This window comes from Algihabitans albus, assembly GCF_003572205.1.
In the GTDB taxonomy this organism is placed as follows: Bacteria; Pseudomonadota; Alphaproteobacteria; order Kiloniellales; family DSM-21159; genus Algihabitans; species Algihabitans albus.
Window position 1 is genome coordinate 50,016 of the sequence record NZ_QXNY01000008.1, and the last position, 22,701, is coordinate 72,716.

A 22,701-nucleotide genomic window follows, 5' to 3' on the forward strand; every position below is an offset into this window, starting at 1 on the left:
GGGCGCCGGGCGATGTCGAGACGCAGCAAGAACCCGCTCTGGAGATTCCCCGGCATCGCGCCGGGGGCCGCGTTCTTCTTCGCCTATCTCTACCTGCCGATCTTCGTGCTGATCGCCTTTTCCTTCAACGAGAACCGCCAGGCGACCATCTGGACGGGCTTCTCGCTCGACTGGTACGGCGTCGTGCTGCGCAACGACGATATTCTGTCGGCGGCCGGAAACTCGTTGATCGTGGCGACGACGGCGACCCTGATCGCCACGTCGGTCGCACTGTTGGCCGCCCTGGCCATGGCGCGTCACCGCTTCCGCGGCGAGGACGGCGTCAACGCGGTGATCGCCTTTCCCCTGATCATTCCCGAGATCGTGACGGCCGTCGCGACGCTGCTGTTCTTCGTCGCGCTCGGTATCCAGCTCGGCCTGACGACGGTGATCATCGCCCACACCGTCTTCTGCATTCCCTTCGCCTACCTGCCGATCCGCGCGCGCCTCCAGGGCCTGGACCCCGCGCTGCCGGAGGCGGCGGCCGATCTCTATGCCAACGAGATCCAGGCCTTCCGGCGCGTCACCCTGCCGCTGCTCTGGCCGGGTATCCTGTCGGGCGCCATGCTCTCCTTCATCATCTCCCTCGATACCTTCACCATCACCTATTTCGTGGCGGGGCCCGGCGCGACCACGTTGCCGGTCTACATCTTCGGCATGATCCGGATCGGCATCACGCCCGAGGTCAATGCCATCTCCGCCCTGATGTTGGTGGTCTCCATCGTCTTCGTCACGCTCTCTTTCCTGGTCGGAAGGTTGCGCCGTTGACGCCTTGACGCTGCCGGCGCAACCATCTTGCCGGCGCTGGTTGGGATGCAAATCGATAACAGGGAGTGGGAAAAAGCTATGAAACGACATCTGATCGCAGCCGCCTCGGCGGTTGCCCTGCTTGCCGGCGCCAACGCCGCCAAGGCCGGGGGCGAGCTGTTCCTCTACAACTGGTCCAACTACTTTCCGCCCGAGCTGCTGACCAAGTTCGAGGAGGAGACGGGCATCGCCGTCACACTCGACGTTTACGATTCCAACGAGACCATGCTGGCCAAGCTGCAGGCCGGGGCCGGTGGCTACGACGTCATCGTGCCGTCCGGCTACATGGTCGCCATTCTGATCGAGGAAGGCTTGGCGCAGCGGATCGATGCGCTCGAGATGTCCAACGGCGCGAAGATCGTGGCGCCGCATGACGCGCCCTTCTTCGATCCCGAGCGGCTTTACTCCGCGCCCTACATGTGGGGCACCACCGGTGTCACCTACGACTCGGAGCGGATCGATGGCGACCTGGAGGAAAGCTGGAAGGAGGTTTTCGAGCCCCGTCCCGAACTGCAGGGCCAGATCGCCATGCTGAACGACGAGGTCGAGGTCTACAACGCCGCCGCCTACTACCTGGGCTTCAACAAGTGCACCGAGGCGCCGGAGGAGGCCCAGGCGATCCTCGAGCTGCTGGAGGCCCAGAAGCCCCACGTGAAGATGTACCAGTCGGACGGCACCATCGACCGGATGATTTCCGGCGAGGTGATCATGCATCACCAGTGGAACGGCGCTTCCCACCGGACCTCTACCGATCTGCCGTCCGCCGTCTATATCTATCCGGTCGAGGGCATCACCTTCTGGACCGACAACTTCATGATCCCGGCGGATGCCCCCAACGCCGAGAACGCGAGGACCTTCATCGACTGGATGCTGGCGCCGGAGAACGCGGCCGTCGCCTCCAACTTCACCGGCTATATGAACGCTATCGACGGCTCGTCCGACTATCTCGACGAGGCGCTCAAGGCCAATCCGGCGGTCAACATGCCGGCGGAGTTCGCCGAGCGGCTGCGTCCGAGCATCGACTGCCCGGTCCCGGCGCGCGAGCTGCGCAACCGGGTCTGGACGCGCTTGAAGTCGTAGGACGTCGTCTCAGTTGAGTCTCCGTGGCCGGGCGTCCATGACGGCGTCCGGCCACCTTTTTCCTTTTGCGGGAAAGGACAGTTTGTGAGCGAGAACGCGCCGGACAAGCTGACGATCGCGCTCTGGGCGGTGAACCTGACCAGGCCCCTGAACGGCATCGGCGCCTGGGCGGCGGCGGTCGAGGCGCAGATGCTGCGGGCCAAGGCGGGCGGCGCGGAACTGCTGGTCCTTCCCGAGTACATGTCGGAACAGTGGCTCTCCTTCGCGCCCGAAGGGATCGGGGCGACCGAGGAAATTCCCTGGATGGCCGCGCAGGCCGAGGCGGCGCTGGAGGCCATCGCGCCCTTGCCCGCCAGGCATGGCATGGCCTTGCTCGCGGGCACCCTGCCGGTGAAGCTGGAGCCCGCGCCTGCCATGGGTTCGGCCTACGTCAACCGGGCGCATCTCTTGCTGCCCGACGGCCGGGTGGTGCGGCAGGACAAGCTCTGTCTCACGCCGGGCGAGAAGGATCCCGAGGCTTGGAACCTCCGGCCGGGCGAGTGCCTGCAGGTTGTCACCTGGAAGGGACTGAAGCTGGCGACGCTGATCTGTCTCGATATCGAACTGCCGGCCCTGGCCGCGCTGCTGGCGCCGGAGCGCCCCGACCTGATCCTGGTGCCCTCCATGACGGCGAAGCTCTCCGGCTACGCCCGCGTCTTCGGCTGCGCCAAGGCGCGGGCCGTGGAACTTCAGGCCGCCGTCGCCGCCGTCGGGGTGATCGGCGCAGCCTCGACCAACAAGCCGCGCGAGACCAATACGTCCGGCTGCAGCGTTTTTCTGCCTTGCGAGGAAAGCCTCGGTTTCGTCGGCCTGCACGACGAGATTCCGGCGGCGGACTCCGCCGAGGACGAGGGACCGCTGCTGATCGCCCGCGACATCCCCTTCGGCGAAATCCATCGCCTGCGTGCCGGCGGCGCCGAAGTCTGGCCCGGCGCCTGGAGCGCCGAGCATGTCACTCTAAACCTGAACTGAAAGAGACGATGCTGACGATCTATAGCGAGGACCACCGCTACCAGGACGGCAAGGCCGAACTGATCGACGGCCAGCTTCTGCCGCCCTTCGAGATGCCGCGCCGGGCCGAGATGGTGCTGGAGCGGGTGCGCGCCGTCGGGCTGGGCGACATTCTGGAGCCCCAGGACTTCGGCCTGGAGCCGCTGGAGGCGGTGCACGACGCGCGCTACCTGTCTTTCCTGGCGGCGGCCTGGGGCGACTGGGTGAAGAGCGGGCGGGAGCACGACGCCCTGCCGCTCAACTGGCAGGTCCGCGGCATGCGGGCGCGCGAGCCGGAAAGCATCGACGGCAAGCTCAGCTACTTCTCCTTCGATGCCGGCACGCCGATCATGTCCGGCACCTGGCGGGCCGCCCGCGCCTCGGCTAACGTGGCGCTGACCGGCGCGGCGCGGGTGAAGGAAGGCGCGCGCGGTGTCTTCGCGCTCTGCCGCCCGCCGGGGCATCACGCGGCGGCCGACTATTACGGCGGCTACTGCTTCCTGAACAATGCCGCCGTGGCGGCCCAGTGGTTGCGCGATCAGGGCGCGGCGAAGGTCGCGATCCTGGACGTGGACTATCATCACGGCAACGGCACTCAATCGATCTTCTACGACCGGCCCGACGTCTTCTTCGCCTCGCTGCACGGTCACCCGAAGCAGGAGTTCCCCTTCTTCCTGGGCTACGAGGACGAAACCGGGGAAGGCCCGGGAGAGGGCGCCAACGCCAACTTCCCGCTGGAGTGGGGCACCGGCTTCGAGCGCTGGTCGGGCGCCCTGGAGGAAGCCTGCCGGCGGATCGGCGCCTTCGGCGCGGAGGCGCTGGTGATCTCTCTCGGCGTCGATACCTATAAGGACGACCCCATCAGCCATTTTACCCTGGAGGGCGACGACTACCTGCAGATCGGCCGGACCATCGCCGATCTCGGCCTGCCCACGCTCTTCGTCATGGAGGGCGGCTACGCCGTCGAGCAGATCGGTGTGAACGCCGTCAACGTCCTGACGGGGTTCGAGGAACAGATTTAGAGAGCGGGACGAACGACGGGCCTCAAAGCGCGAAGAGTTCGCGCGCCAACTCGTCGAGCGTGGCGATGTCCTGGAGCGGGAAGCGCTCCGCGATGGGTTCGAAGACGTCCATCGAGCGGTGCTGTGTGGCTCCGATGGCCTGACGGATCAGCGCCAGACCGAGCGTCTTCCGGTCGAAGTCTCTGCCGACGGGCCAGTCGCTGGCCTCCAGGAAAGTCTGGAGCAACGCCTTGTCGCAGCCGAAGAGGTCGCGATAGGGCTGGATCAGCTCGCTGTGGCGATCGGCCGCCAGGGCATCGCCCCAGTCTATGATCCCGGCCAAGCGGCGCTCTGCCACGAAGACATGGTTGGCGGTAATGTCCCCGTGGGTGAAGACGCGGTCGAAGGGACCGAGCCGGGCGAGGTAGGTCTCGGCCTGCGCGATCAGGTGCGGCGGCAGCGAGCTTTTCGCCAGAGCCGTCTTCAGGTCTGCTATCGGCCAGTGCTTCCGACTGGCGAGGCCCGTCGTCGGCAGGGCGTGCAGCCGCTTGACCTGCCGTCCCAGCTCGGCGGCCAGCGACAGACGCTCTTCCGCCGACAGCTCGGCCCGCCAGGCGGCGGCGCCAGCCATGCGGCTGGTGATCAGATAGGACCAGGGTGCGTCGGAGCCGTCGAACAAGCGCCCCTCGCCCAGCAGCCGGGGCGCTGCGATCTCCGGGTCGCTCGCGAGCAGGGCATAGGCTGCTCGCTCCGCTGCGTGACTCCGGCGCCAAGGGTGGAAGTAGCCGAACAGTTTCACCGCCAGGTCGCCGCTCGGATTGCTGCAGAGGAAGGTCGGGTAGGTCGCGTTGACCCCGGCAACCGGCGGTCCCGCGCCGCCGGCCAAGCCATGACGTGCCACGATCTCTGCGAGGTAGGGCGCCCAGAAGCCTCCGTCGCCGAGGCGTGCGACGTAGTCCTGCATGGACGCGAAGGCTGGCGGTTGGACCATCCTATCCGAGATCCCGGCCGGGACTGCGGCCAAGGCGACTTCGGTTTATATGTAGGCGTGTGGTTGTGATGGCGGGTTTCCTTCTACAGAGCCGGTGATATCGCCGTCTTTACCGCGCCTCCCGCGGCCGCGACCGCATTTCCTCTGGATTTTCCGGCCAGCTCTGTCATTTAGAGATCTATGGACATCGCCAAGCTTTTCCGTTGGATCCCGCACGAGAATTACCGGAACCCACCGCCGGTGGTTGCTGTCATCCGTTTGTCGGGCACGATCGGCGTCGGTTCGGCGCTGCGCCGTGGGCTCAGCCTGGCCGAGCTGGCCGGGCCGATCAACCGGGCCTTCAAGCAGCCACGGCTCAAGGCCGTGGCGCTGGCGATCAACTCGCCGGGCGGGGCGGCGGCCCAGTCGGCCCTGATCGCCAAGCGCATCCGCGACCTGGCCGAGGAGAAGGACGTCAAGGTCTACGCCTTTTGCGAGGACGTGGCGGCCTCGGGCGGCTACTGGCTGGCTTGCGCCGCCGACGAGATCTATGCCCAGGAAAGTTCGCTGGTCGGCTCCATCGGCGTGATCGCCTCCGCCTTCGGCTTTCAGGAGGCGATCAAGAAGGTCGGCGTCGAGCGCCGGCTCTACACCGCAGGCGAGAACAAGTCGCTGCTCGATCCCTTCCAGCCGGCCCGCAAGAAGGACGTGGATCGTCTCAAGCGGCTGCAGGGCGACATCCACGAGTCCTTCAAGTCCTATGTGCGCGCCCGCCGCGGAGACCGTCTGAAGGGCAAGGAGGAGGAGCTCTTCTCCGGAGAGATCTATGCCGGGCGCGCGGCGCAGGAGGTCGGTCTGATCGACGGCCTGGGCGACCTGCGCGGCATCCTGCGCGAGCGCTACGGCGAGCGGGTGCAGCTCCGCCGCGTCGACGGTGAAAAAAGCTGGCTGCGCCGCAGGTTCGGCCTGTCGCACTCGACGGGTGCGGTGGGCGGCGGACCGGCTCTCGGCTTGGCCGATTGGCGGCCGCAGGACCTGGCCGACGGCGCCCTGGCCGCCGTCGAGGACCGCGCCCTCTGGAGCCGCTTCGGGCTTTAGGCCTTTCGGCCCGCGCCCCTTGCCCTAGGTCTTGGCGATCGAACAGCCGCCGTCGGCCAGCATAGCGCTGCCGGTCACGAAAGACGCGCTGTCGGAGAGCAGGAAGAGCGCCGCCCGCGCGATTTCCTCTGGTTCGGCCATGCGCTTGAGCGCGTGAAGACCTTCCACGAACTCATGAAAATCCGGATCGTCTCCGGCCATGGGCGTCTTCGTCCCGCCTGGCAGCAAGCTGTTGACCCGGATGCCCTCCGGCCCGTGTTCCGCCGCGAGCACCTGGGTCAGCCCGACCAGGCCGGCCTTGCTGGCCGCGTAGGCGCCCATCCCGGGCAGGCCGATGCCGGAGCCGACGAAGGAGGAGGTGAAGAGGATCGCGCCGCCGCCCGCCGCCTTCATCGCGGGGATCTGGTGTTTGGCCGCGTAGAAGGCGCTGGTCAGGTTGGTCGCGACCACCCGATGCCAGGTCTCGCTCTTCATTTCGGGGAGCGGGCTCAGCTCGCCGAGGATGCCCGCATTGTTGAAGGCGGCGTCCAGGCCGCCGAAGGTGGAGACCGCCAGCTGCACCAGGGCTTCGGCGTGGTCTTCATCGCAGAGGTCGCCGGCCAGCCAAGCCGCCTGCCCGCCGTCCTCGACGATCTCCCCGGCCAGCCGTTCGAGATGCGCCTCCCGTCTTGCGCCGAGGATGAGCGCCGCGCCCTCCGCCGCGAAGAGGCGCGCGGCGGCGGCCCCGATCCCGCTGCTGGCGCCCGTTACGATCGCTGTCTTTCCGTTGAGCTGCATTCGGCTATCCCCAAAGGTCCGTGAAGAGCTGAGGGGTAGGGTGGCCGTCGCGCGTGCTCCATCCGCTTCTTGTGCGGGGCGTACCGCCGGGGCTCGGCCGCGTCACTCGGCCTGGGCGTGCCGCAGCAGTTTTTTCAGCAGTGCGGAAAGGTCGCACAACTCCTCCGCCGTCAGAACGGCCGTCAGCCGTGTCTGATTGGCCAGGTGTTCCGGCACCGCGCGCTCGATCAGATCGCGGCCGGTCGGGGTCAGGCTCACCAGGATGCCGCGCCGATCCTCCGGATTGTGGCGGCGCGCAACGAAGCCCATGCGCTCCAGCCGGTCGATCCGCGCCGTCATCCCGCCCGACGAGAGCATGGTGATCTCGAAGAGCTGCGTCGGCGTCATCTCGTAGGGCGCCCCCGAGCGCCGCAGGCTGGCGAGCACGTCGAATTCGCCCGGCTGCAGGCCGAAGGCCGCGAAGAGGGGCGCGAGGTGATTGCGCTCGATCACGGCGGCGGTCTCGCTCAGGCGGCCCAAGACCTCCATCGGGCGAAGGTCCCAGTCCGGAAACTCCCGACGCCATTGGGCGACGGCCCGCGCGGCCCGATCGCAGTCGTTTTCTCGGGTCACCTTGCCTCCATATATCTTGATATTAAGATAGTTAATGCAAAGATACTTGTCATCGACAGACCATCTTACCGAAAAGCGGCACCAATGCCCCAGTCGAAGCCTCAACCGAGACCGGAACCCCAGACAGCCGATCCGCAGGGAGCCTTCGCTGTGGGTCTGCAAGCTCCGGCACTGCTGCTGGTCACCGGGTGCTTGCTGGCGGTGACGATCATTCTGTCGCGGCTCGCCGCCGACGCCGGCGCGCCGATGCTCTGGTTCCTGACCCTGGTCATGAGCGGTGCGGGTCTGGCCCTCATGGGCGTCGCACTGCTCTCCGGTCAAGCGAAAGGCAACTGGCGCCGCCTGCTGCTCTACGGTCTCGGGGCTGGAGCCTTCCAGGCGCTGCCAAGCGCCATGGCCTATTTGTCGGTCGCTCATGTGGGTGCCGGCTACGTCTCGCTCGCCTTCGCCTTTCCACTCCTGGTCACGTATGTCCTGGCGCTCGCGGTGGGCATGGAGCGCTTCGCGCCCTTGCGGGCTCTGGGCGTGACCGTCGCCCTGGCCGGCGGACTTCTGCTGGCGATCTCGAAACTCAGCGGCCTCTCGGCGGACGAGGAGGCTGTCGTCTGGGTCCTGGTCGCCTCGGCCATTCCCTTGGTTCTCGCCTGCGGCAACCTCTTCCGCACCCGTTTCTGGCCGGAGGGCGCGCCGCCCCTGCTGCTGGCGGCCCTGATGCTGCTGCTGGCTGCGATCCTGACCGTGCCGTTCGCGGCCGCCAGCGAGGGGATCGCCGGGGCCGCCCGGCTCTGGGACCAGGGTTTTCTGCTCGCTTTGACCGGTCTGAACACCGCTGCCTTCGCGTTGCAGTTCGTCGCCTACTTCCGGCTCCAGCAGACGGCCGGTCCGGTCTACCTCAGCCAGATCGGGTCCGTCGCGGCGGCGGTCGGCACGCCCGTGGCGGTCCTGTTCCTGGGCGAGACCCTGCCCGAAGGCTTCGCGGTCGCCCTCCTGCTGATCGTCGGCGGCGCCGTGCTCTTTCAGGTGGCGGCACGCCGGTCGTCGCCGGCCGGCCGATCTGTTCAGCCGTCGGAGGTCAGCTCGTCCTCCAGCCACGACAGCAGGGCCGCCGCCTCCGGACGGACTCGTCCCCGCTCCCGCCGATAGATCGAGAGGCCCCGGGGCAGGGCCACGCTCTCGTGAAAGGGGCGCAGCAGTTTGCCGGACTGCAGCAGCCGTTCCATCACCCGCCGCCAGCCGAGCGCGATGCCGTGGCCTTCGACGGCCGCCTGGATCAGCACCGGGTAGCTGTCGAAGGCCGTACCCCGATGGCCGACCCGCAGCGGGCTGCCGAGCCGGTCCAGCCAGTCGTCCCACTCCAGCCAGTCCTGCGGCTCGACCCGATGATGCAGCAGGCGGTGGTTCGGCAGATCGGACAAGGGGAGCGGCAGCGGCAAGGGCGTCTCACGCCCGGCGAGGTAGGCAGGGCTGCAGATGGGAAAGACCTCGTCCGATGCCGTGAAGGCCAGGGGGTAGGGACCGCTCGGGCGGTCCGACGTCTGCAGGGCGACATCGAAAGGCTCCGGCGTTTGGGCGACCGGCCGGGTCGAGGCGGAGACCCGGATCTCGATGCGCGGATTGCGCTGATGAAAGCCGGAGAGCCGGGGCATCACCCAGTAGTAGGCCGAGCAGAGTTCCGCGAAGAGCACGACCTCGCCGCTTCGCTGCGTGCCGCGCAGTTCCGTCGCACGGGCCGCCAGCGTCTCCAGACTGGCCGCCACGCTGAGGGCGAAGTCGCGACCCGCTTCGGTCAGGAAGACGGCCCGATGCCGCCGCTCGAACAGCCGTACGCCCAGATCCTCCTCCAGGGACCGGATTTGCCGGCTGACCGCCGCCTGGGTCAGATGCAGTTCCTCGGCCGCCTGGGTGAAGCTCTCAAGCCGGGCGGCCGCCTCGAAAGGCAGAAGGCTGGCCAGCGGCGGCAGGCTCTTCCGAAAGCGATTCATAACTCAGTGTAATGGAATTGAACGCAAAAGTCGTTTGAGAACCTTAGCTGCCCGGCGTCAGGCTTGATCGAAATTCATCCACGATCGAGCGGACGGAACTGCCAGCATGAGCCGAGTAACGAGAGATCGCCCCGAGCAGGTGGGGCTGGGAATCCTGCTGATCGTCACGTCCGTATTTCTGATGTCGCTGGGGGATGCCCTCGTCAGGGACCTCAGCACAGACTTCACCCTCTGGCAGATTTTCCTGCTGCGTTCGCTTTTGGCTCTGCCGCTTCTGGCGGCCCTGATCGCCGTGCGTGGGCGGGGGCCGGCTGTCGAACGCGGCGCGCTTGGCTGGATCCTGCTCCGCAGCCTGCTGCTGGTCGCCATGTGGATTGCCTTCTACATCGCCTTGCCGCTGCTGCCCCTGTCTCTCGCCGCCAGCGCGCTCTACACGGCGCCGCTGCTCGTCGCGCTGCTGTCGGCGCTTGCGATCGGCGAGCCGCCCGGGCCGGGACTGAAGCTGGCTCTCGGTCTCGGGTTTCTCGGCGTCCTGGTGATCCTACGTCCGGGCACGGAGGTCTTCTCCTGGGCGATGATCCTCCCGCTCTTCGCCGCGGGCGCCTATGCGCTGGCCATGGTCATCACGCGCAGCAAGTGCATCGAGGTCAGTCCCCTGACCCTGTCTCTTGGTCTCAATACCTGCTTTCTCCTCGCGGGTCTGTTCGGCGTCGGGGCGCTCTTGCTTCTGGATCCGCAGCTTCGTGTGGCCGCCGCCAATCCCTTCCTGCTCGGAGACTGGGCGCCCATGGGTGGTCGGGCGTGGGGCTTCATGGCTTTGCTGGCCGCGCTTTTCGTTGCCGTCGCAACCGGGGTGGCCAGGGCCTATCAGTGCGGCCCGCCCGCGGTGATCGCCACCTTCGACTACGCTTATCTGCCCTTCGCGGTGCTCTGGGGCCTGGTGCTCTTCCTCGAGCTACCCGATGCCGCGACCGTCGCCGGCATGTCTCTGATCGCCGTCGCGGGCTGTCTCGTTTTGTGGCGACAGCCGGCTCCTGTCGGCCCGCGCCCTCCAAAGATCGAGGAAGCCCAGGATCGCGGCGAGGGCCAGCGTCGCGGCGGAGATCCAACCTTCAGGAGCCGCCAAGGTGAGCAGGGTCGCGGCGCTCGCGGCCAGCCAGAGTGACGGCACGAGGAACAGCAGGCGCCGCGCGCTGCCGGGCGGCTGCAGCAGCGCGATCCCCAGGGTGAGGATCGCCGTCGGGTCGGGCGCGATGCCAACGATCTCGGCGCCCGCCAGCGGTCGCCCGGCGAGCGGGGCTGTCAGGGGATGCAGCAGCAGGGCATACCCAATCAGCGCGAAGCCAGCGGCAGCCTGCGGATCGAGACCTTGGCGCAGGCGGATGCCGTCCCCGCGGACAGCCAGCCAGACGAACAGCAGCGCCTGCAGGCCGAACAGCGGAGCGAGATAGGCGGCCGCCCAGTTGACCGGCGCATAACGCTGCCAGAGGAAGCTCCAACCGACCCAGGCCCAGGCGGCGGCGAGCAGCAGCGCGGCGGCGCGGTCCGTCGCCGGCCGCCGGCGGAGCAGCAGCGCCGGCAGGGCGAGCCCGATCAGCAGCGTGGCCAGCGGCAGGGGCCAGAGCGCCGCGTTCTCCAGCTCGAAGAGGCGCCAGTAGGTGCGGGGCGAGAACAGCAGGAAGTCCGTCGGACGGTAGCTCAGCCAGTCCAGCATCTAGCGCTCCGCAGCCGTCTCAAAGCGCGCGGACCTGCTCGACGATCTGAGCGCGCAGCGCCGGGTCGGGCAGCGGACCGCGCGCCGCCGCCTTGTTGTCGCGCAGGTGCGCGACCTGGGTCGTGGCGGGAATCGCCACGGTGACCGCCGGCTCGGAGAGGATGTACTTCAGGATCGCCTGAGCCCAGGTCTCCGCGCCGATCTCATGCAGCGCCTCCGGCAGCGGGGCACTGCGCAGCCGACGTGTCAGGGCGCCGCCCTGGAAAGGGCGGTTGACGATCACCCCGATGCCTTTTTCGCGGGCGAGCGGCAGCAGCCGGTCCTCCGCGTCGCGGTCCAGGACGTTGTAGGTAAGCTGCACGAAGTCGATCGGCTGGGTCTCCATGATCCGTTCCAGCAGATCGTGCCGCCGTCCGTGCGAGGTGGTGATCCCGACGTAGCCCAGCTCGCCCGCCGCCTTCATCCCGAAGAGGGTGTCGAGGTGGCCCTCCCAGGCGACCAGGTTGTGGACCTGCAGCAGGTCAAACCGCGGCAGACCCCATTTTCTCCGTGTCTCCGCGATCTGCGCCCGGCCTTCGCCGGCGGCGTTGGTCCAGACCTTCTCCGCCGAGAAGACGCTGTCCGGTCGTCCGAGCCGCTCCAGGCCGTAGCCGATGGTGTCCTGGGAGGAGCCGTACATCGGCGAACAGTCGATCATCCCGCCGCCCTCCTCGACGAAGGCCGCCATGACCTCGACGCTCTCGTCGCGCAAGAGCGGGTCGTCGCCGACGTTGAAGGTGATCCAGCTCCCCAGTCCGACGGCGGGAACCGTCTGTCCGCTCGAGGGGATGCGCCGCAGATCGCTGCCGGCGGTCTGGCCCCAGGCGGCAGCCGCAAGCGGCTGCGCGGCGGCTAGGCCGAGGACCCCGCCGAGGGAGCCGATAAGAAACCGACGTCGATCCACCTGCATTGCGGGTCTCCCGTCCCTTGCGGTGCAGTGAGAGGGCTGCCGAGGCCAACTCGTTTTGAGTTAGAAGGTTTGCCGAACAGCCACTGGCAAGTCGCGCCCTTTATGGTCGAGCCTTTTGAGTTTCCCATCCAGTATGTCTCAGAGTTGCGGCATCTGGCAAAAAGGCTAAGCCCCGGTTTCCCAAAAACCGGCATCCGATTTGGCGGGTGATAGCTTGGGAATACAGGTTGGCCCGGCCTCCTGAGTTGACCGTGGCTCGAATTGCCAAAGAAAAGGAAAAGGGGCTTTTGTGGCGGAGGCCTGGGAGGCAGGCCGGGTCACTCGCGTGTGGAGTCAGTGGGCAAGTCTGTACTGTGGTGCCGAGCGGCTATTGGATGCCGAAGGTGTCCCCAATGCTCCTTGGTCACCAGGAGTCCCGGGAGCTGTGCTTGTCATGGTCTCCATGCCTGTCTCGTTTCCTTATGGGAAGAATTATCCTGACCTGCCAGCTGTTTATGCGTGCATAAATAGCAAAAATATTCTACTACCCATAGTTACTACTACTAAGCTCTATTCACCACTTATAGGGACGGCGGCATGCCAGATTCAGCTCAAATCATCGACAATCCAAGTCTGCTCAACATCATTAACCAAGTTCAAGCAAGTCCTTTGCTTAATACTTCGAGTGGTGTTCAGTATTACTTGGGTCAAGCTCTGGCGGCGAATGAGAAGGGAATTGATTTCAGTCCGGCACAAGGCGTGCTCGATGCTACGAGCAAGGCGATCGATACTTTCACAAACCCGAATGCGAATGCCTACGATATCACCTCTGGATCGCTGGCTATCGCATCCTCCATATCGATGGCGATCGCCAAAACGGTTCCTGGTGCAAGTATCGTTGCCGGCCCTCTTGGTATCGTCCTCGGCTTGGCTGGGACGATATTCGGGGCTTTTGGCAGCGCGCGTAACAACAATTCACAGATCAACATCATGCAGAAAATGCTTGATGATGCTTTCTTGAAAGCGGCCGCAGACAGTGCCCGATACGACCTCGAAGGGGCATTGGCCGAAATGAAAGATTACTACAGCGCGATGTCGGATGCGCTCGACAGTATGAATGGGCCCATTCCCTTGAACGCACTTGGATGTCGTCCTGACGATGTCACCGCGGAAGGCTCTAAGGAACTGGGTTCGGCCTGGGCGGTAATTGAAGATGATGTCAGTAGTCTGGACAACTACGCCGTCTGGCCGACCACGGCAAAAACATTTTACGTTTACGCCCAGGTTTTATCGTTCAAGCTGATGTACATGACTCAGGCGGTGGCTTACTTCAACGCCATTTATCCTGGGCCTGCCAAAAGCGAAGATGTCTATGTATCCAATGCGGAGCTCACTAAGCACCTGACCGAAGCGAAGCAGCAATTCGGTCTCTTTCTTGGCCGCCCGACTCTTCAAAACGCCTGCTTGACCAACGAAATATACAAGCTACCTCGTGAACAATTCGATGACATCCGTCGCATGGTGACCGGACTCGGGCTGATTGATTTCGACCTTCCAGAGCGTCACAAAGATGGGCATGCAGAGTTGAGTACCTACCATGTCATGATACACCATGGTAACAAACGACTCGTTCCCCACCACCAGAATTCATTCCACTTCGACGGTGGTCCCAACGGTGGCGAGTTCACCCATATTCAGCTCTACGTGAGTAAAGAGGACGATCAGGGAGCGCCGTATCAGTTTGCGAAACTGAATGCGCTTGAGAGCGATGGTCGAGACTATAGCCAGCACCCTCTGCAGTTCAGCTTCTACCCCGTGAGTCCAGCAGATGCAGAGTTCGATCGGTACTCACTGCCCCGAGATCACACTTATTGGATTATGATTCAACAGGGTGCAGGGCTCAAACCACTGGCTGTTATGGGCAACAATTCCACCTCCTTCGAGCAGCGTACTTATCACAGCATGCTTGAGGGCGATGCCGGAGTGGTCCTCTGGGTGGCGTTTGGTGGCTGAATAGGTAGCTCGCCAGCTAGACCGGATAGTGATCTGCCGGACCTACTTCGTGGGTCCGGCGATTACGTAGCTTCTGGTCTGAATCCAAAGTGTTGGAGTCTGTTTGTTGTGATCGGGGGAACCGCGAATCGGGTTCATGCGATCACAACATACTCTAGAGGCGCCGCCCTGCGGGCAGCCCGTCAGTGGCAGGCGACTGTGAGTCTCTTTATTCCGATGTGTCGCGTGAAACGGAAGTCGGAGCGTCAGTTTGGAGAAGCGAAAGAGTGCCGCGAAGCGGGCGGCGAAGCCCAGGGTTTACGCGGGTGGCTGCCTCTGCGGCGCGATCCGTTTCGAGGCCGAAGGCCCGGTCGAACGGCCGCACACTTGCTCCTGCAAAATGTGCCAGCGCCACGCTGGCGCGCTCACGGCGGCCTGGGTCGAGTTCCCGGAGGCGGCGGTACGCTGGGTCGGGCCGGGAGGCGCGCCTTCCCTCTACCGCAGCTCCGACGCCTCCAGCCGGGCCTTCTGCCCGACCTGCGGCAGTTCTCTCGGCGCGATTGACGACGCGCCGGTGGTCGCCCTATTGCTGGGTGTCTTCGACTCCAACACCCGCAAGGAGCTGATGCCGAGGGCCGACGCCTATCGCGGCGGCCGGCCCAGGTGGTGGCATCTGGAGACGAAGAGCTGAGCGCCGTGCGACTTCCCAGGCAGACCGAAAAGGGCCGCCCCGTGGGACGGCCCTTTCGCGTCTGACCTTCGAAGGCGTCGGAGACGCCGCCGCTTCGACGTCTTACTCGGCGGCCCGCGCCGAGGGCTTGATCCAGGCGAACTTCTGGAAGGCCTCGTTCACCGGCGTGTCGGCGACGTGGTTGGTGTAGTTCGACAGCACCTTCAAGCCGACGCCCAGGATCACTTCCAGCACCTGCTGCCGGCCGTAGCCGGCGGCCAGGAAGGCCTCCACGTCGCCGTCTTCGACCCAGCCGCGCTTGCCGACGACCGTGCGGGTGAAGCTCCGCAGGGCCTCCAGCTTCGGGTCGGGCAGCGGCGTGTCGTTGCGCAGGGCCTGGATCACCTCGTCGGGGACGCCCTGGGACTTGGCGATGCCTGTATGCGCCGCCATGCAGAAGGTGCACTCGTTGTCGAAGTTGACGGTGATCATGACCGTCTGCCGCTCGGTGGCGGTGAAGGAGGTCTTGTCGAAGATCGCGGCGAGGGTCTGGTAGCCCTCGAGCAAGGCCGGCGCCTCGGCCTGAACGGCCCAGAGGCTGGGGACGAAGCCGAGGTTCTTCTGGGCCGTCGCCAGCCGCTCGCTGGCGCCGTCCGGCGCCGTTTCGGGAGTGTGCAGGGTGAAATCGACCATGGGTCAGCCTCCGTTGGGGTGCTTTGGGTGCGTCGTGCCGGGGCCGGGAGAGGCGGCTCCGCCGTGACGCGGGTGCGGCGATAGCCTGCAGGTGGGGGTGACCGGGGGGCGGCTTAAGCCTTCGGATTTGCATCTCATCTGTGATGCTTTCTCATAATTCAAGTATCCGTGATGTCGTTTTGTGCCCGAACCGCAAAAGCCGAGGGGCGGGGGCGGCAAGATTTCGGCGGCGCTTGTCCTGGCGCGCCGGTCTTCCTACAACGGCTGCCATGTTCGGATTCAGCGTCACCAAGTTGCTCGTTCTCGCCGGTGTCATTCTGGCCGTCTGGTACGGCTTCAAGCTGGTCGGCCGGCTGGATTCGGCCCGCAAGGCGGAGGCCAAGCTGCGCCGCCAGGCGGACGGCGGGCGCAAGACAAAGCCGCAGGGGCCGCGGGACGCGGCCGCCAGGCCGGCGCCGCCCAGGCAAGCCGCCGACCCCGACGCTGAGGAGATGCTGCCCTGCCCGGCCTGCCGGGCCTATGTGGCTGCCGCCAGCGCCAAGAACTGCGGCCGGGCCGACTGCCCTTATTGATCTGCCCCCATTGAGCCGTTCTTCCGGGCCAGCCGGCGCCTTGATTTGCAGCGGGCCGCCCAGTAGGGTCACGCCGCTCTACCGCACCTGCGAAAACCCCCGGACTGCATCGCATATCGATGGCCAAGCGCGCCGCCAATCCCGACACCTGCTTTCAACGCCTGATCCTCAAGCTCCAGGACTACTGGGCGCGGCAGGGCTGCGTCATCCTGCAGCCCTATGACCTGGAGGTCGGCGCCGGCACCTTCCATCCCGCCACCACCTTGCGGGCGCTCGGTCCCGACCGGGTTTGGAACTGCGCCTACGTGCAGCCCTCGCGCCGACCGACCGACGGGCGCTACGGGGCCAACCCCAACCGGCTGCAGCACTATTACCAATACCAGGTGATGATGAAGCCCAGCCCGGCGAACATTCAGGAGCGCTATCTCGGCTCCCTGCGCGCCCTGGGGATCGACCCGATGGAGCACGACATCCGCTTCGTCGAGGACGACTGGGAAAGTCCCACCCTGGGGGCTTGGGGTCTGGGCTGGGAGGTCTGGTGCGACGGCATGGAGGTCAGCCAGTTCACCTATTTCCAGCAGGTCGGCGGCATCGACTGCCATCCCGTGCCGGCGGAGCTGACCTACGGGCTGGAACGGCTGATCATGTATGTCCAAGACGTGGACAACGTCTACGACCTGGACTGGGACGGCGTACCGGCGGAGCAGGGCGGCAAGTCCTACGGCGACGTCTTCCTGCAGGCCGAGCGGGAGTTCAGTGCCTTCAACTTCGAGCTGGCGGACACCGAGCGGCTGGTCCGCCACTTCGCGGATGCCGAGGCGGAGTGCGGCCGGCTGCTGGAGGCACGTCTGGCGCTGCCGGCCTACGACCTCTGCATGAAGGCGAGTCACCTGTTCAACCTGCTGGATGCGCGCGGCGTCATCTCGGTCACCGAACGGCAGGCCTACATCGGCCGCGTGCGCAGCCTGGCCAAGGGCTGCTGCGAGGCCTGGGTCGCCTCCTTCCCGCAGTCTTCGGACGGGGACGGCACTAAGTCCGGCGGCGAACCGGCAGCGGAGGCGCGCGATGCCTGAACTGCTGCTGGAGCTGCGCTCGGAGGAGATCCCCGCCCGCATGCAGGTGCAGGCGGCGGACGCCCTGCGCGCGCTCGTCTGCGACAGGCTGGGCGCGGCCGGCCTGACCTTCGACCATTCCTTCGCCAGCGCGACCCCGCGCCGTCTGGTGCTGGTGGTCGAGGGCCTGCCTCTCAAGCAGCCGGACCGGACGGAGGAGCGCAAGGGGCCGAAGCTCGGCGCGCCGGAGCCGGCCATCGCCGGCTTCCTGAAGGCCAACGGCTTCGCCTCGGCCGACGAGGCGGAGCTGCGCGAGACGCCCAAGGGCGAATTCTTCTTCGCCGTGCGCCGGATCGCGGGCCGGGCGACCGCCGAGATGCTGCCCGCCCTGCTGGCCGAGGCGATCCGAAGCTTCGGCTGGCCGAAGTCGATGCGCTGGGCCGAGACGGAGTTCCGCTGGGTGCGCCCCCTGCAGGCGGTGCTGGCGCTCTTCGACGGCTTGCGGCTGGAGGGCGCGCTGGAGCTTGGCGACCGGCGGTTGGCCTTCACCGACCGGACGCGCGGCCATCCCTTTCTGGCGCCTGAGGAGATCCGGGTCGAAGGCTGGACCGACTACAAGGAACGGCTGGAACGGGCCTTCGTGCGGGTCGACCGGACCGAGCGGCGCAAAGCCCTCGTCGAGCAAGCCTCGGCCCTCGCCCATGCCGCCGGACTGGCGGTCAAGGAAGACACGCCGCTGGTCGAGGAGGTGACGGGTCTGGTCGAGTGGCCCGAGCTGCTGATGGGCGGCATCGAGGCGCGCTTCATGGAGCTGCCGGACGAGGTGCTCTCGACCTCCATGCGCAGCCATCAGAAGTACTTCTCCCTGGTGAAGCCCGACGGCACGCTGGCGCCGCGCTTCCTGCTGGCCGCCGACATGACGGCGCCCGAGGGCTCGCTGCGCCGCAAGAACATCCTGGGCGGCAATGAGCGGGTGCTGCGCGCCCGGCTGGCCGACGCCGAGTTCTTCTGGGATCAGGACCGCAAGCAGAGCCTGCAAAGCCGCGTGACCGCGCTGCGCGCCATCGTCTTCCATGCGCGCCTGGGAACGGTGGAGGACAAGGTCGACCGTATCACCGCGCTGGCCGTGGAGATCGCCAAGGCCGTGCCCGGCGCCGACCTGGACCGGGTGCGCTCCGCCGCGCGGCTCTGCAAGGCCGATCTGGTGACCGGCATGGTCGGGGAGTTCCCGGAGCTGCAGGGCGTCATGGGCCGCTACTACGCCCTGGCCGACGGCGAGCAGCCGGAGGTGGCCCAGGCCATCGCCGAGCACTACGCCCCCCAGGGGCCGAACGACCTCTGCCCGACCGCGCCGGTCAGCCTCTGCGTCGCCCTGGCCGACAAGCTCGACAGCCTGGTCGGCATGTTCGCCATCGACGAGAAGCCGACCGGCAGCAAGGATCCCTTCGCTCTGCGCCGCGCCGCGCTGGGCGTCATCCGCCTGATCGTCGAGAACGAAGTGCGGCTGCCGCTGGCGGCGTTGTTCCGCCACGGGCATGCCGGCGTTTATCAGCTTTCGCATGCGTCGGGAGTGCGGCCCGAGGCCGCTGCGGTCGCGGACGAACTGCTGGCCTTTTTCGCCGATCGGCTGAAGGTGGCGCTGCGCGAGCAGGGGGTGCGTCACGATCTGATCCAGGCGATCTTCAATCTCGGCGGCGAGGACGATCTGGTGCGTCTGCTGCGGCGCGTCGAGGCGCTGGAGGACTTCCTCAAGACCGACGACGGCGCCAACCTGCTGGTCGCCTACCGCCGCGCCGCCAACATCGTCCGCATCGAGGCGAAGAAGGATGGCGCCGAGATTTCTGGTGCCGTGGAACCGGGCGTGCTGGAACAGCGTGAGGAACAGGCGCTGTTCCAGGCCCTGGAAGTAGCTGGAGACCGCGCTGCCGCCGCCCTCGACAGCGAGAACTTCACGGCGGCCATGGCGGCACTGGCCGACCTGCGCCAGCCGGTCGATGCCTTCTTCGACGCGGTCACGGTCAATGCCGAGGAGGCGCGCTTGCGCAAGAACCGTCTGCGCCTGCTGGCGCGGATCGGCGTCACCCTTGGCCAGGTGGCCGACTTCTCCGCAATCGAAGGCGGTTGAGATGAACGATGCGGTAAAGAGCGATTCGCCGAAGGCGGGCGAGGACTTTGCCGAGGCCTGCCGGCGCGAGGCGGGGCCGGCCTGGGACGCGGCCTGCGGCCATCCCTTCACGCTGGCGCTGGGCGAGGGAACGCTGCCGCCGGCCGCCATGGCCGACTATCTGGTACAGGACTACGCCTTCGTCGGCACCCTTGTCTCGATGGTCGGCTTCGCCGTCGGCAAGGCGCCGGACATCGCCGCCCAGGCGCGTCTCTCGACCTTCCTGGCGGCGGTGACCTCCGCGGAAAACACCTATTTCCAGCGCAGCTTCGACGCGCTGCAGGTACCGGAGGCGCAGCGCAGCCGCCCGGCGCTGCGCGAGGTCACCGAGCGCCTGATCGCGGCCATGGAAGACGCCGGCGATCGCGGCAGCTACGGGGAGATCCTGGCGACGCTGCTGCCGGCCGAGTGGATCTACCTGAGCTGGGCCGAGGCGCAGGCTGCCAAGTCGCCCGGCGCCTTCTACTTTCAGGAATGGATCGACCTGCACGTCAATGCGGATTTCCGCGCCTTCGTCCTCTGGCTGAAAGACGAGACGGACCGGGCCGCCGCGGCGGCCGGAGCGCAGGAGCGGCGGGCCATGGCGGAGCGCTTCGCCCGCATGGTTCGGCTGGAAGTCGACTTTTTCGATATGTTCCACACGCGTTGACGGGCGCGGAGGATACGGCGGTCTCCCGACACCAAGGACCGCGCAGACGAGACGGAGCGATGGTATGAGCAAGTGGGTCTACAGCTTTGGCGGCGGCAGCTCGGATGGCCGCGCGGAGATGCGCAACCTGCTGGGCGGCAAGGGTGCGAACCTGGCGGAGATGGCCTCCATCGGCCTGCCGGTTCCGCCGGGTTTCACCATCACCACGGAAGTCTGCACGCACTACACCCAGAATGGCGGCTACCCCGACGGACTCGATGCTCAGGTCCGCGACGCGCTGAGCGCGATCGAGCGGGATCTTGGGATGAGCTTCGGCGCGGTGGAGAACCCGTTGCTGGTCTCGGTCCGCTCCGGGGCGCGGGTCTCCATGCCGGGCATGATGGACACGGTCCTCAATCTCGGCCTCACCGACGAGACGGTCGAGGGCCTGGCCCGCAAGAGCGGCGACGCGCGCTTCGCCTACGATAGCTACCGCCGCTTCATTCAGATGTTCGGCGATGTGGTGCTGGGTGTCGATCACGGCCACTTCGAGGAAATTCTCGAACTGGCCAAGGAGGACAAGGGCGTCGAACTCGACACCGACCTGACGGCCGACGACTGGAAGGCGGTGATCGAGCAGTACAAGGCCAAGGTCGAAGAAGAGACCGGCGAAGCCTTCCCGCAGACGCCGCAGGACCAGCTCTGGAAGGCGGTCTCCGCTGTCTTCGGCTCCTGGTCCAACCAGCGTGCCCGGACCTACCGCCGCCTGCACCACATTCCCGAGGAATGGGGCACCGCGGTCAACGTCCAGGCCATGGTCTTCGGCAACATGGGCCAGGACTGCGCCACCGGCGTCGCCTTCACCCGCGATCCCTCGACCGGCGAGAACGACTTCTACGGCGAGTACCTGGTCAACGCCCAGGGCGAGGACGTGGTGGCCGGTATCCGTACGCCCCAGAACCTGACGGTCCAGGGCAAGCAGAAGAACGGCAGCGACCTGCCGGCGATGGAAGAGGTGATGCCCGAGGTCTTCGGACAGCTCTGCGAGGTGCGCAACCGGCTGGAGGCGCACTACAAGGAGATGCAGGACATCGAGTTCACCGTGCAGTCCGGCACGCTCTACATGCTGCAGACCCGCACCGGCAAGCGGACCGCCGCCGCGGCCCTGAGGATCGCCACCCAGATGGTGGAAGAGGGCCTGATCGACGAGGCCGAGGCGGTCCGCCGCGTCGACCCGGCGGCGCTCGACCAGCTTCTGCACCCGACCCTCGATCCCGAGGCCGAGCGCAAGGTGATCGCCAAGGGGCTGCCGGCCTCGCCAGGCGCCGCCTCCGGCCAGGTGGTCTTCAGCGCCGACCGTGCCGAGGCCCTGGGGCAGGAGGGCCGAAAGGTGATCCTCTGCCGGGTCGAAACCAGCCCCGAGGACATCCACGGCATGCACGCCGCCGAGGGCATCCTGACCACCCGTGGCGGCATGACGAGTCACGCGGCCGTGGTCGCCCGCGGCATGGGGCGGCCCTGCGTCGCCGGTGCCGGCGAGCTGCGGATCGACTACAAGACCGGCAAGATGCGGGTGCGCGACATCGAGATTTCCGAGGGCGATATCATCACCCTGGACGGCGCCACCGGCGAGGTGATGGAAGGCGAGGTGGCCACCATCCAGCCGGAGCTGACCGGCGACTTCGCCAAGCTGATGGCCTGGGCCGACGGCATCCGCAGCATGAAGGTGCGCACCAACGCCGAAACGCCGGCCGACTGTCGCACGGCGATCAAGTTCGGCTGCGAGGGCATCGGCCTCTGCCGCACCGAGCATATGTTCTTCGACGCCGACCGCATCATCGCGGTGCGCGAGATGATCCTGGCCGACACGGTGGAGGCGCGGCGCAAGGCGCTGGCGCGCATCCTGCCGATGCAGCGGCAGGACTTCGCCGAGATCTTCAAGATCATGCGCGGCCTGCCGGTCACCGTTCGGCTGCTCGATCCGCCGCTGCACGAGTTCCTGCCTCACGGGGAGGCCGAGATGCAGGAGGTTGCGGCGGCGGCCGGCGCCACGGTCGAGCAGGTGCGTCAGCGCAGCCTGCAGCTCGAGGAAAGCAATCCTATGCTGGGCCATCGCGGCTGCCGGCTAGGCATCACCTATCCCGAGATCTACGAGATGCAGGCCCGCGCCATCTTCGAGGCGGCGGCGGAGGTACAGCGCGACACCGGCGGCACCGTCGAGCCCGAGGTGATGATCCCGCTGGTGGCCACCCGGCGCGAGGTGGAGATCCTGAAGGAGCTGGTGGACGCCACGGCGCAGGCCGTCTTCGCCGAGACCGGTCAGACCGTCGCCTATCTGGTCGGCACCATGATCGAGCTGCCGCGCGCCGCGCTCTGCGCCGACGAGATCGCCGAGGATGCCGAGTTCTTCTCCTTCGGCACCAACGACCTGACCCAGACCGTCTTCGGCCTGTCGCGCGACGACGCCGGCAGCTTCCTGCCGACCTACGAGTCGCGCGGAATCGTCAAGCAGGACCCCTTCATCACCCTCGACCCCAAGGGCGTCGGCCTGCTCGTCTCGATCGCAGCGGAGAAAGGGCGGGCCGTGCGAAGCGACATCAAGCTCGGCATCTGCGGCGAACACGGCGGCGACCCCGCCTCGATCCGCTTCTGCCAGTCGATCGGGCTCGACTACGTGAGCTGCTCGCCCTACCGCGTGCCCATCGCCCGTCTCGCCGCCGCCCAGGCCGCCCTGGAGGAGAGCGAGCGGGACGTCTGACGGCGGAGCACGCTGTCACGTCGCACCTGCTTGACCGTCCCTCATGCCGGGCTTGTTGAAGCATGCCGGGGCGCCGACGGGTCAAGCTCGATCCGCGGACGCCTTCGACCGGCGATTTGTGCCTGACGGCTTGCC

General features: G+C 66.7%; 20 protein-coding genes and 1 pseudogene. 14 read left to right on the plus strand and 7 right to left on the minus strand.

Annotated features, from left to right (window positions below):
• Nucleotides 1–12 precede the first annotated feature (12 nt).
• The 4 genes from DBZ32_RS20175 to DBZ32_RS20190 all read left to right on the plus strand — a co-directional run bounded on the left by DBZ32_RS20175 (nt 13) and on the right by DBZ32_RS20190 (nt 3,977).
• Nucleotides 13–807, plus strand: a complete 795-nt coding sequence (locus DBZ32_RS20175) for an ABC transporter permease (RefSeq protein ID WP_119169070.1) — start codon at nt 13–15, stop codon at nt 805–807.
• 78 nt (nt 808–885) lie between these two features.
• Entirely contained in the window at nt 886–1,926 is a 1,041-nt protein-coding gene (locus tag DBZ32_RS20180; RefSeq protein WP_119169071.1) for an extracellular solute-binding protein, read from the plus strand.
• Nucleotides 1,927–2,010: 84 nt separating this feature from the next.
• A complete protein-coding gene (locus tag DBZ32_RS20185) occupies nt 2,011–2,937 on the plus strand; it encodes a nitrilase-related carbon-nitrogen hydrolase (RefSeq protein ID WP_119169072.1) in 927 nt (308 codons plus the stop codon).
• Nucleotides 2,938–2,945: 8 nt separating this feature from the next.
• Nucleotides 2,946–3,977, plus strand: coding sequence for a histone deacetylase family protein (locus tag DBZ32_RS20190; RefSeq protein WP_119169073.1), 1,032 nt, complete (start codon nt 2,946–2,948; stop codon nt 3,975–3,977).
• A gap of 22 nt (nt 3,978–3,999) precedes the next feature.
• Here DBZ32_RS20190 and DBZ32_RS20195 read toward each other — a convergent pair whose 3' ends face one another.
• A complete protein-coding gene (locus DBZ32_RS20195) occupies nt 4,000–4,947 on the minus strand; it encodes a phosphotransferase family protein (protein ID WP_119169074.1) in 948 nt (315 codons plus the stop codon).
• A 240-nt stretch (nt 4,948–5,187) separates the two neighbouring features.
• Between DBZ32_RS20195 and DBZ32_RS20200 the strand changes: the two genes are divergently transcribed.
• Nucleotides 5,188–6,024 carry a S49 family peptidase gene (locus DBZ32_RS20200; protein WP_235830284.1) on the plus strand — a complete coding sequence of 279 codons (837 nt, stop codon included), beginning with the start codon at nt 5,188–5,190 and terminating at the stop codon, nt 6,022–6,024.
• Between the two features lie 24 nt (nt 6,025–6,048).
• On the opposite strand, the gene DBZ32_RS20205 is transcribed toward DBZ32_RS20200, so the two are convergent.
• Together DBZ32_RS20205 and DBZ32_RS20210 are read right to left on the minus strand one after the other, a co-directional pair.
• On the minus strand, nt 6,049–6,801 hold the full coding sequence (locus DBZ32_RS20205; protein ID WP_119169076.1) for an SDR family oxidoreductase: 753 nt from the start codon (nt 6,799–6,801) through the stop codon (nt 6,049–6,051).
• A 102-nt stretch (nt 6,802–6,903) separates the two neighbouring features.
• The gene (locus DBZ32_RS20210) at nt 6,904–7,413 is read right to left on the minus strand and encodes a MarR family winged helix-turn-helix transcriptional regulator (protein ID WP_208539346.1); all 510 of its coding nucleotides are present in this window, start codon (nt 7,411–7,413) and stop codon (nt 6,904–6,906) included.
• A gap of 150 nt (nt 7,414–7,563) precedes the next feature.
• Here DBZ32_RS20210 and DBZ32_RS20215 point away from each other — a divergent pair, with 150 nt between their 5' ends.
• Complete coding sequence (locus DBZ32_RS20215; RefSeq protein ID WP_162906883.1) at nt 7,564–8,556, plus strand: DMT family transporter; 993 nt, start codon at nt 7,564–7,566, stop codon at nt 8,554–8,556.
• Here DBZ32_RS20215 and DBZ32_RS20220 read toward each other — a convergent pair.
• Nucleotides 8,472–9,395, minus strand: coding sequence for a LysR substrate-binding domain-containing protein (locus DBZ32_RS20220; protein ID WP_119169078.1), 924 nt, complete (start codon nt 9,393–9,395; stop codon nt 8,472–8,474). The two genes, DBZ32_RS20215 and DBZ32_RS20220, sit on opposite strands and share 85 nt — an antisense overlap.
• Before the next feature lie 106 nt (nt 9,396–9,501).
• Between DBZ32_RS20220 and DBZ32_RS22600 the strand changes: the two are divergent.
• A pseudogene (locus tag DBZ32_RS22600) lies at nt 9,502–9,927 on the plus strand (EamA family transporter); the annotation flags it as partial.
• A gap of 423 nt (nt 9,928–10,350) precedes the next feature.
• Here DBZ32_RS22600 and DBZ32_RS22605 read toward each other — a convergent pair.
• Nucleotides 10,351–11,109 (minus strand): DUF6064 family protein, encoded by a 759-nt coding sequence (locus DBZ32_RS22605; protein WP_235830285.1) that lies wholly within the window; start codon nt 11,107–11,109, stop codon nt 10,351–10,353.
• Nucleotides 11,110–11,128: 19 nt separating this feature from the next.
• Nucleotides 11,129–12,058, minus strand: coding sequence for an aldo/keto reductase (locus DBZ32_RS20235; protein ID WP_119169079.1), 930 nt, complete (start codon nt 12,056–12,058; stop codon nt 11,129–11,131).
• 576 nt (nt 12,059–12,634) lie between these two features.
• Here DBZ32_RS20235 and DBZ32_RS20240 point away from each other — a divergent pair.
• Together DBZ32_RS20240 and DBZ32_RS20245 are read left to right on the plus strand one after the other, a co-directional pair.
• On the plus strand, nt 12,635–14,050 hold the full coding sequence (locus DBZ32_RS20240) for a hypothetical protein (protein ID WP_162906884.1): 1,416 nt from the start codon (nt 12,635–12,637) through the stop codon (nt 14,048–14,050).
• A gap of 250 nt (nt 14,051–14,300) precedes the next feature.
• Nucleotides 14,301–14,720: a GFA family protein gene (locus DBZ32_RS20245; RefSeq protein ID WP_208539348.1), complete on the plus strand. Its 420-nt coding sequence runs from the start codon at nt 14,301–14,303 to the stop codon at nt 14,718–14,720.
• A 102-nt stretch (nt 14,721–14,822) separates the two neighbouring features.
• On the opposite strand, the gene DBZ32_RS20250 is transcribed toward DBZ32_RS20245, so the two are convergent.
• Nucleotides 14,823–15,392, minus strand: coding sequence for a carboxymuconolactone decarboxylase family protein (locus DBZ32_RS20250; RefSeq protein WP_119169081.1), 570 nt, complete (start codon nt 15,390–15,392; stop codon nt 14,823–14,825).
• Between the two features lie 269 nt (nt 15,393–15,661).
• Between DBZ32_RS20250 and DBZ32_RS20255 the strand changes: the two genes are divergently transcribed.
• The 5 genes from DBZ32_RS20255 to ppdK all read left to right on the plus strand — a co-directional run bounded on the left by DBZ32_RS20255 (nt 15,662) and on the right by ppdK (nt 22,566).
• Nucleotides 15,662–15,964 carry a hypothetical protein gene (locus DBZ32_RS20255; protein ID WP_119169082.1) on the plus strand — a complete coding sequence of 101 codons (303 nt, stop codon included), beginning with the start codon at nt 15,662–15,664 and terminating at the stop codon, nt 15,962–15,964.
• A gap of 119 nt (nt 15,965–16,083) precedes the next feature.
• On the plus strand, nt 16,084–17,037 hold the full coding sequence (locus DBZ32_RS20260; RefSeq protein WP_119169083.1) for a glycine--tRNA ligase subunit alpha: 954 nt from the start codon (nt 16,084–16,086) through the stop codon (nt 17,035–17,037).
• A complete protein-coding gene (gene glyS / locus DBZ32_RS20265; RefSeq protein ID WP_119169084.1) occupies nt 17,030–19,141 on the plus strand; it encodes a glycine--tRNA ligase subunit beta in 2,112 nt (703 codons plus the stop codon). The genes DBZ32_RS20260 and glyS overlap by 8 nt, the downstream gene beginning before the upstream one ends.
• A 1-nt stretch (nt 19,142) precedes the next feature.
• Nucleotides 19,143–19,829, plus strand: coding sequence for a TenA family protein (locus DBZ32_RS20270; RefSeq protein WP_162906885.1), 687 nt, complete (start codon nt 19,143–19,145; stop codon nt 19,827–19,829).
• A 64-nt stretch (nt 19,830–19,893) separates the two neighbouring features.
• Nucleotides 19,894–22,566: a pyruvate, phosphate dikinase gene (gene ppdK, locus DBZ32_RS20275; protein WP_119169086.1), complete on the plus strand. Its 2,673-nt coding sequence runs from the start codon at nt 19,894–19,896 to the stop codon at nt 22,564–22,566.
• The last annotated feature ends 135 nt before the right edge of the window (nt 22,567–22,701 follow it).

Bases quoted from the DNA above. Each gene is read 5' to 3' on its own strand.
- DBZ32_RS20175 (WP_119169070.1), top strand. From the start codon at position 13: ATGTCGAGACGCAGCAAGAACCCGCTCTGGAGATTCCCCGGCATCGCG.
- DBZ32_RS20180 (WP_119169071.1), top strand. From the start codon at position 886: ATGAAACGACATCTGATCGCAGCCGCCTCGGCGGTTGCCCTGCTTGCC.
- DBZ32_RS20190 (WP_119169073.1), top strand. From the start codon at position 2,946: ATGCTGACGATCTATAGCGAGGACCACCGCTACCAGGACGGCAAGGCC.
- DBZ32_RS20195 (WP_119169074.1), bottom strand. From the start codon at position 4,947: ATGGTCCAACCGCCAGCCTTCGCGTCCATGCAGGACTACGTCGCACGC.
- DBZ32_RS20205 (WP_119169076.1), bottom strand. From the start codon at position 6,801: ATGCAGCTCAACGGAAAGACAGCGATCGTAACGGGCGCCAGCAGCGGG.
- DBZ32_RS20220 (WP_119169078.1), bottom strand. From the start codon at position 9,395: ATGAATCGCTTTCGGAAGAGCCTGCCGCCGCTGGCCAGCCTTCTGCCT.
- DBZ32_RS22605 (WP_235830285.1), bottom strand. From the start codon at position 11,109: ATGCTGGACTGGCTGAGCTACCGTCCGACGGACTTCCTGCTGTTCTCG.
- DBZ32_RS20235 (WP_119169079.1), bottom strand. From the start codon at position 12,058: ATGCAGGTGGATCGACGTCGGTTTCTTATCGGCTCCCTCGGCGGGGTC.
- DBZ32_RS20240 (WP_162906884.1), top strand. From the start codon at position 12,635: ATGCCAGATTCAGCTCAAATCATCGACAATCCAAGTCTGCTCAACATC.
- DBZ32_RS20250 (WP_119169081.1), bottom strand. From the start codon at position 15,392: ATGGTCGATTTCACCCTGCACACTCCCGAAACGGCGCCGGACGGCGCC.
- DBZ32_RS20255 (WP_119169082.1), top strand. From the start codon at position 15,662: ATGTTCGGATTCAGCGTCACCAAGTTGCTCGTTCTCGCCGGTGTCATT.
- DBZ32_RS20260 (WP_119169083.1), top strand. From the start codon at position 16,084: ATGGCCAAGCGCGCCGCCAATCCCGACACCTGCTTTCAACGCCTGATC.
- glyS (WP_119169084.1), top strand. From the start codon at position 17,030: ATGCCTGAACTGCTGCTGGAGCTGCGCTCGGAGGAGATCCCCGCCCGC.
- DBZ32_RS20270 (WP_162906885.1), top strand. From the start codon at position 19,143: ATGAACGATGCGGTAAAGAGCGATTCGCCGAAGGCGGGCGAGGACTTT.
- ppdK (WP_119169086.1), top strand. From the start codon at position 19,894: ATGAGCAAGTGGGTCTACAGCTTTGGCGGCGGCAGCTCGGATGGCCGC.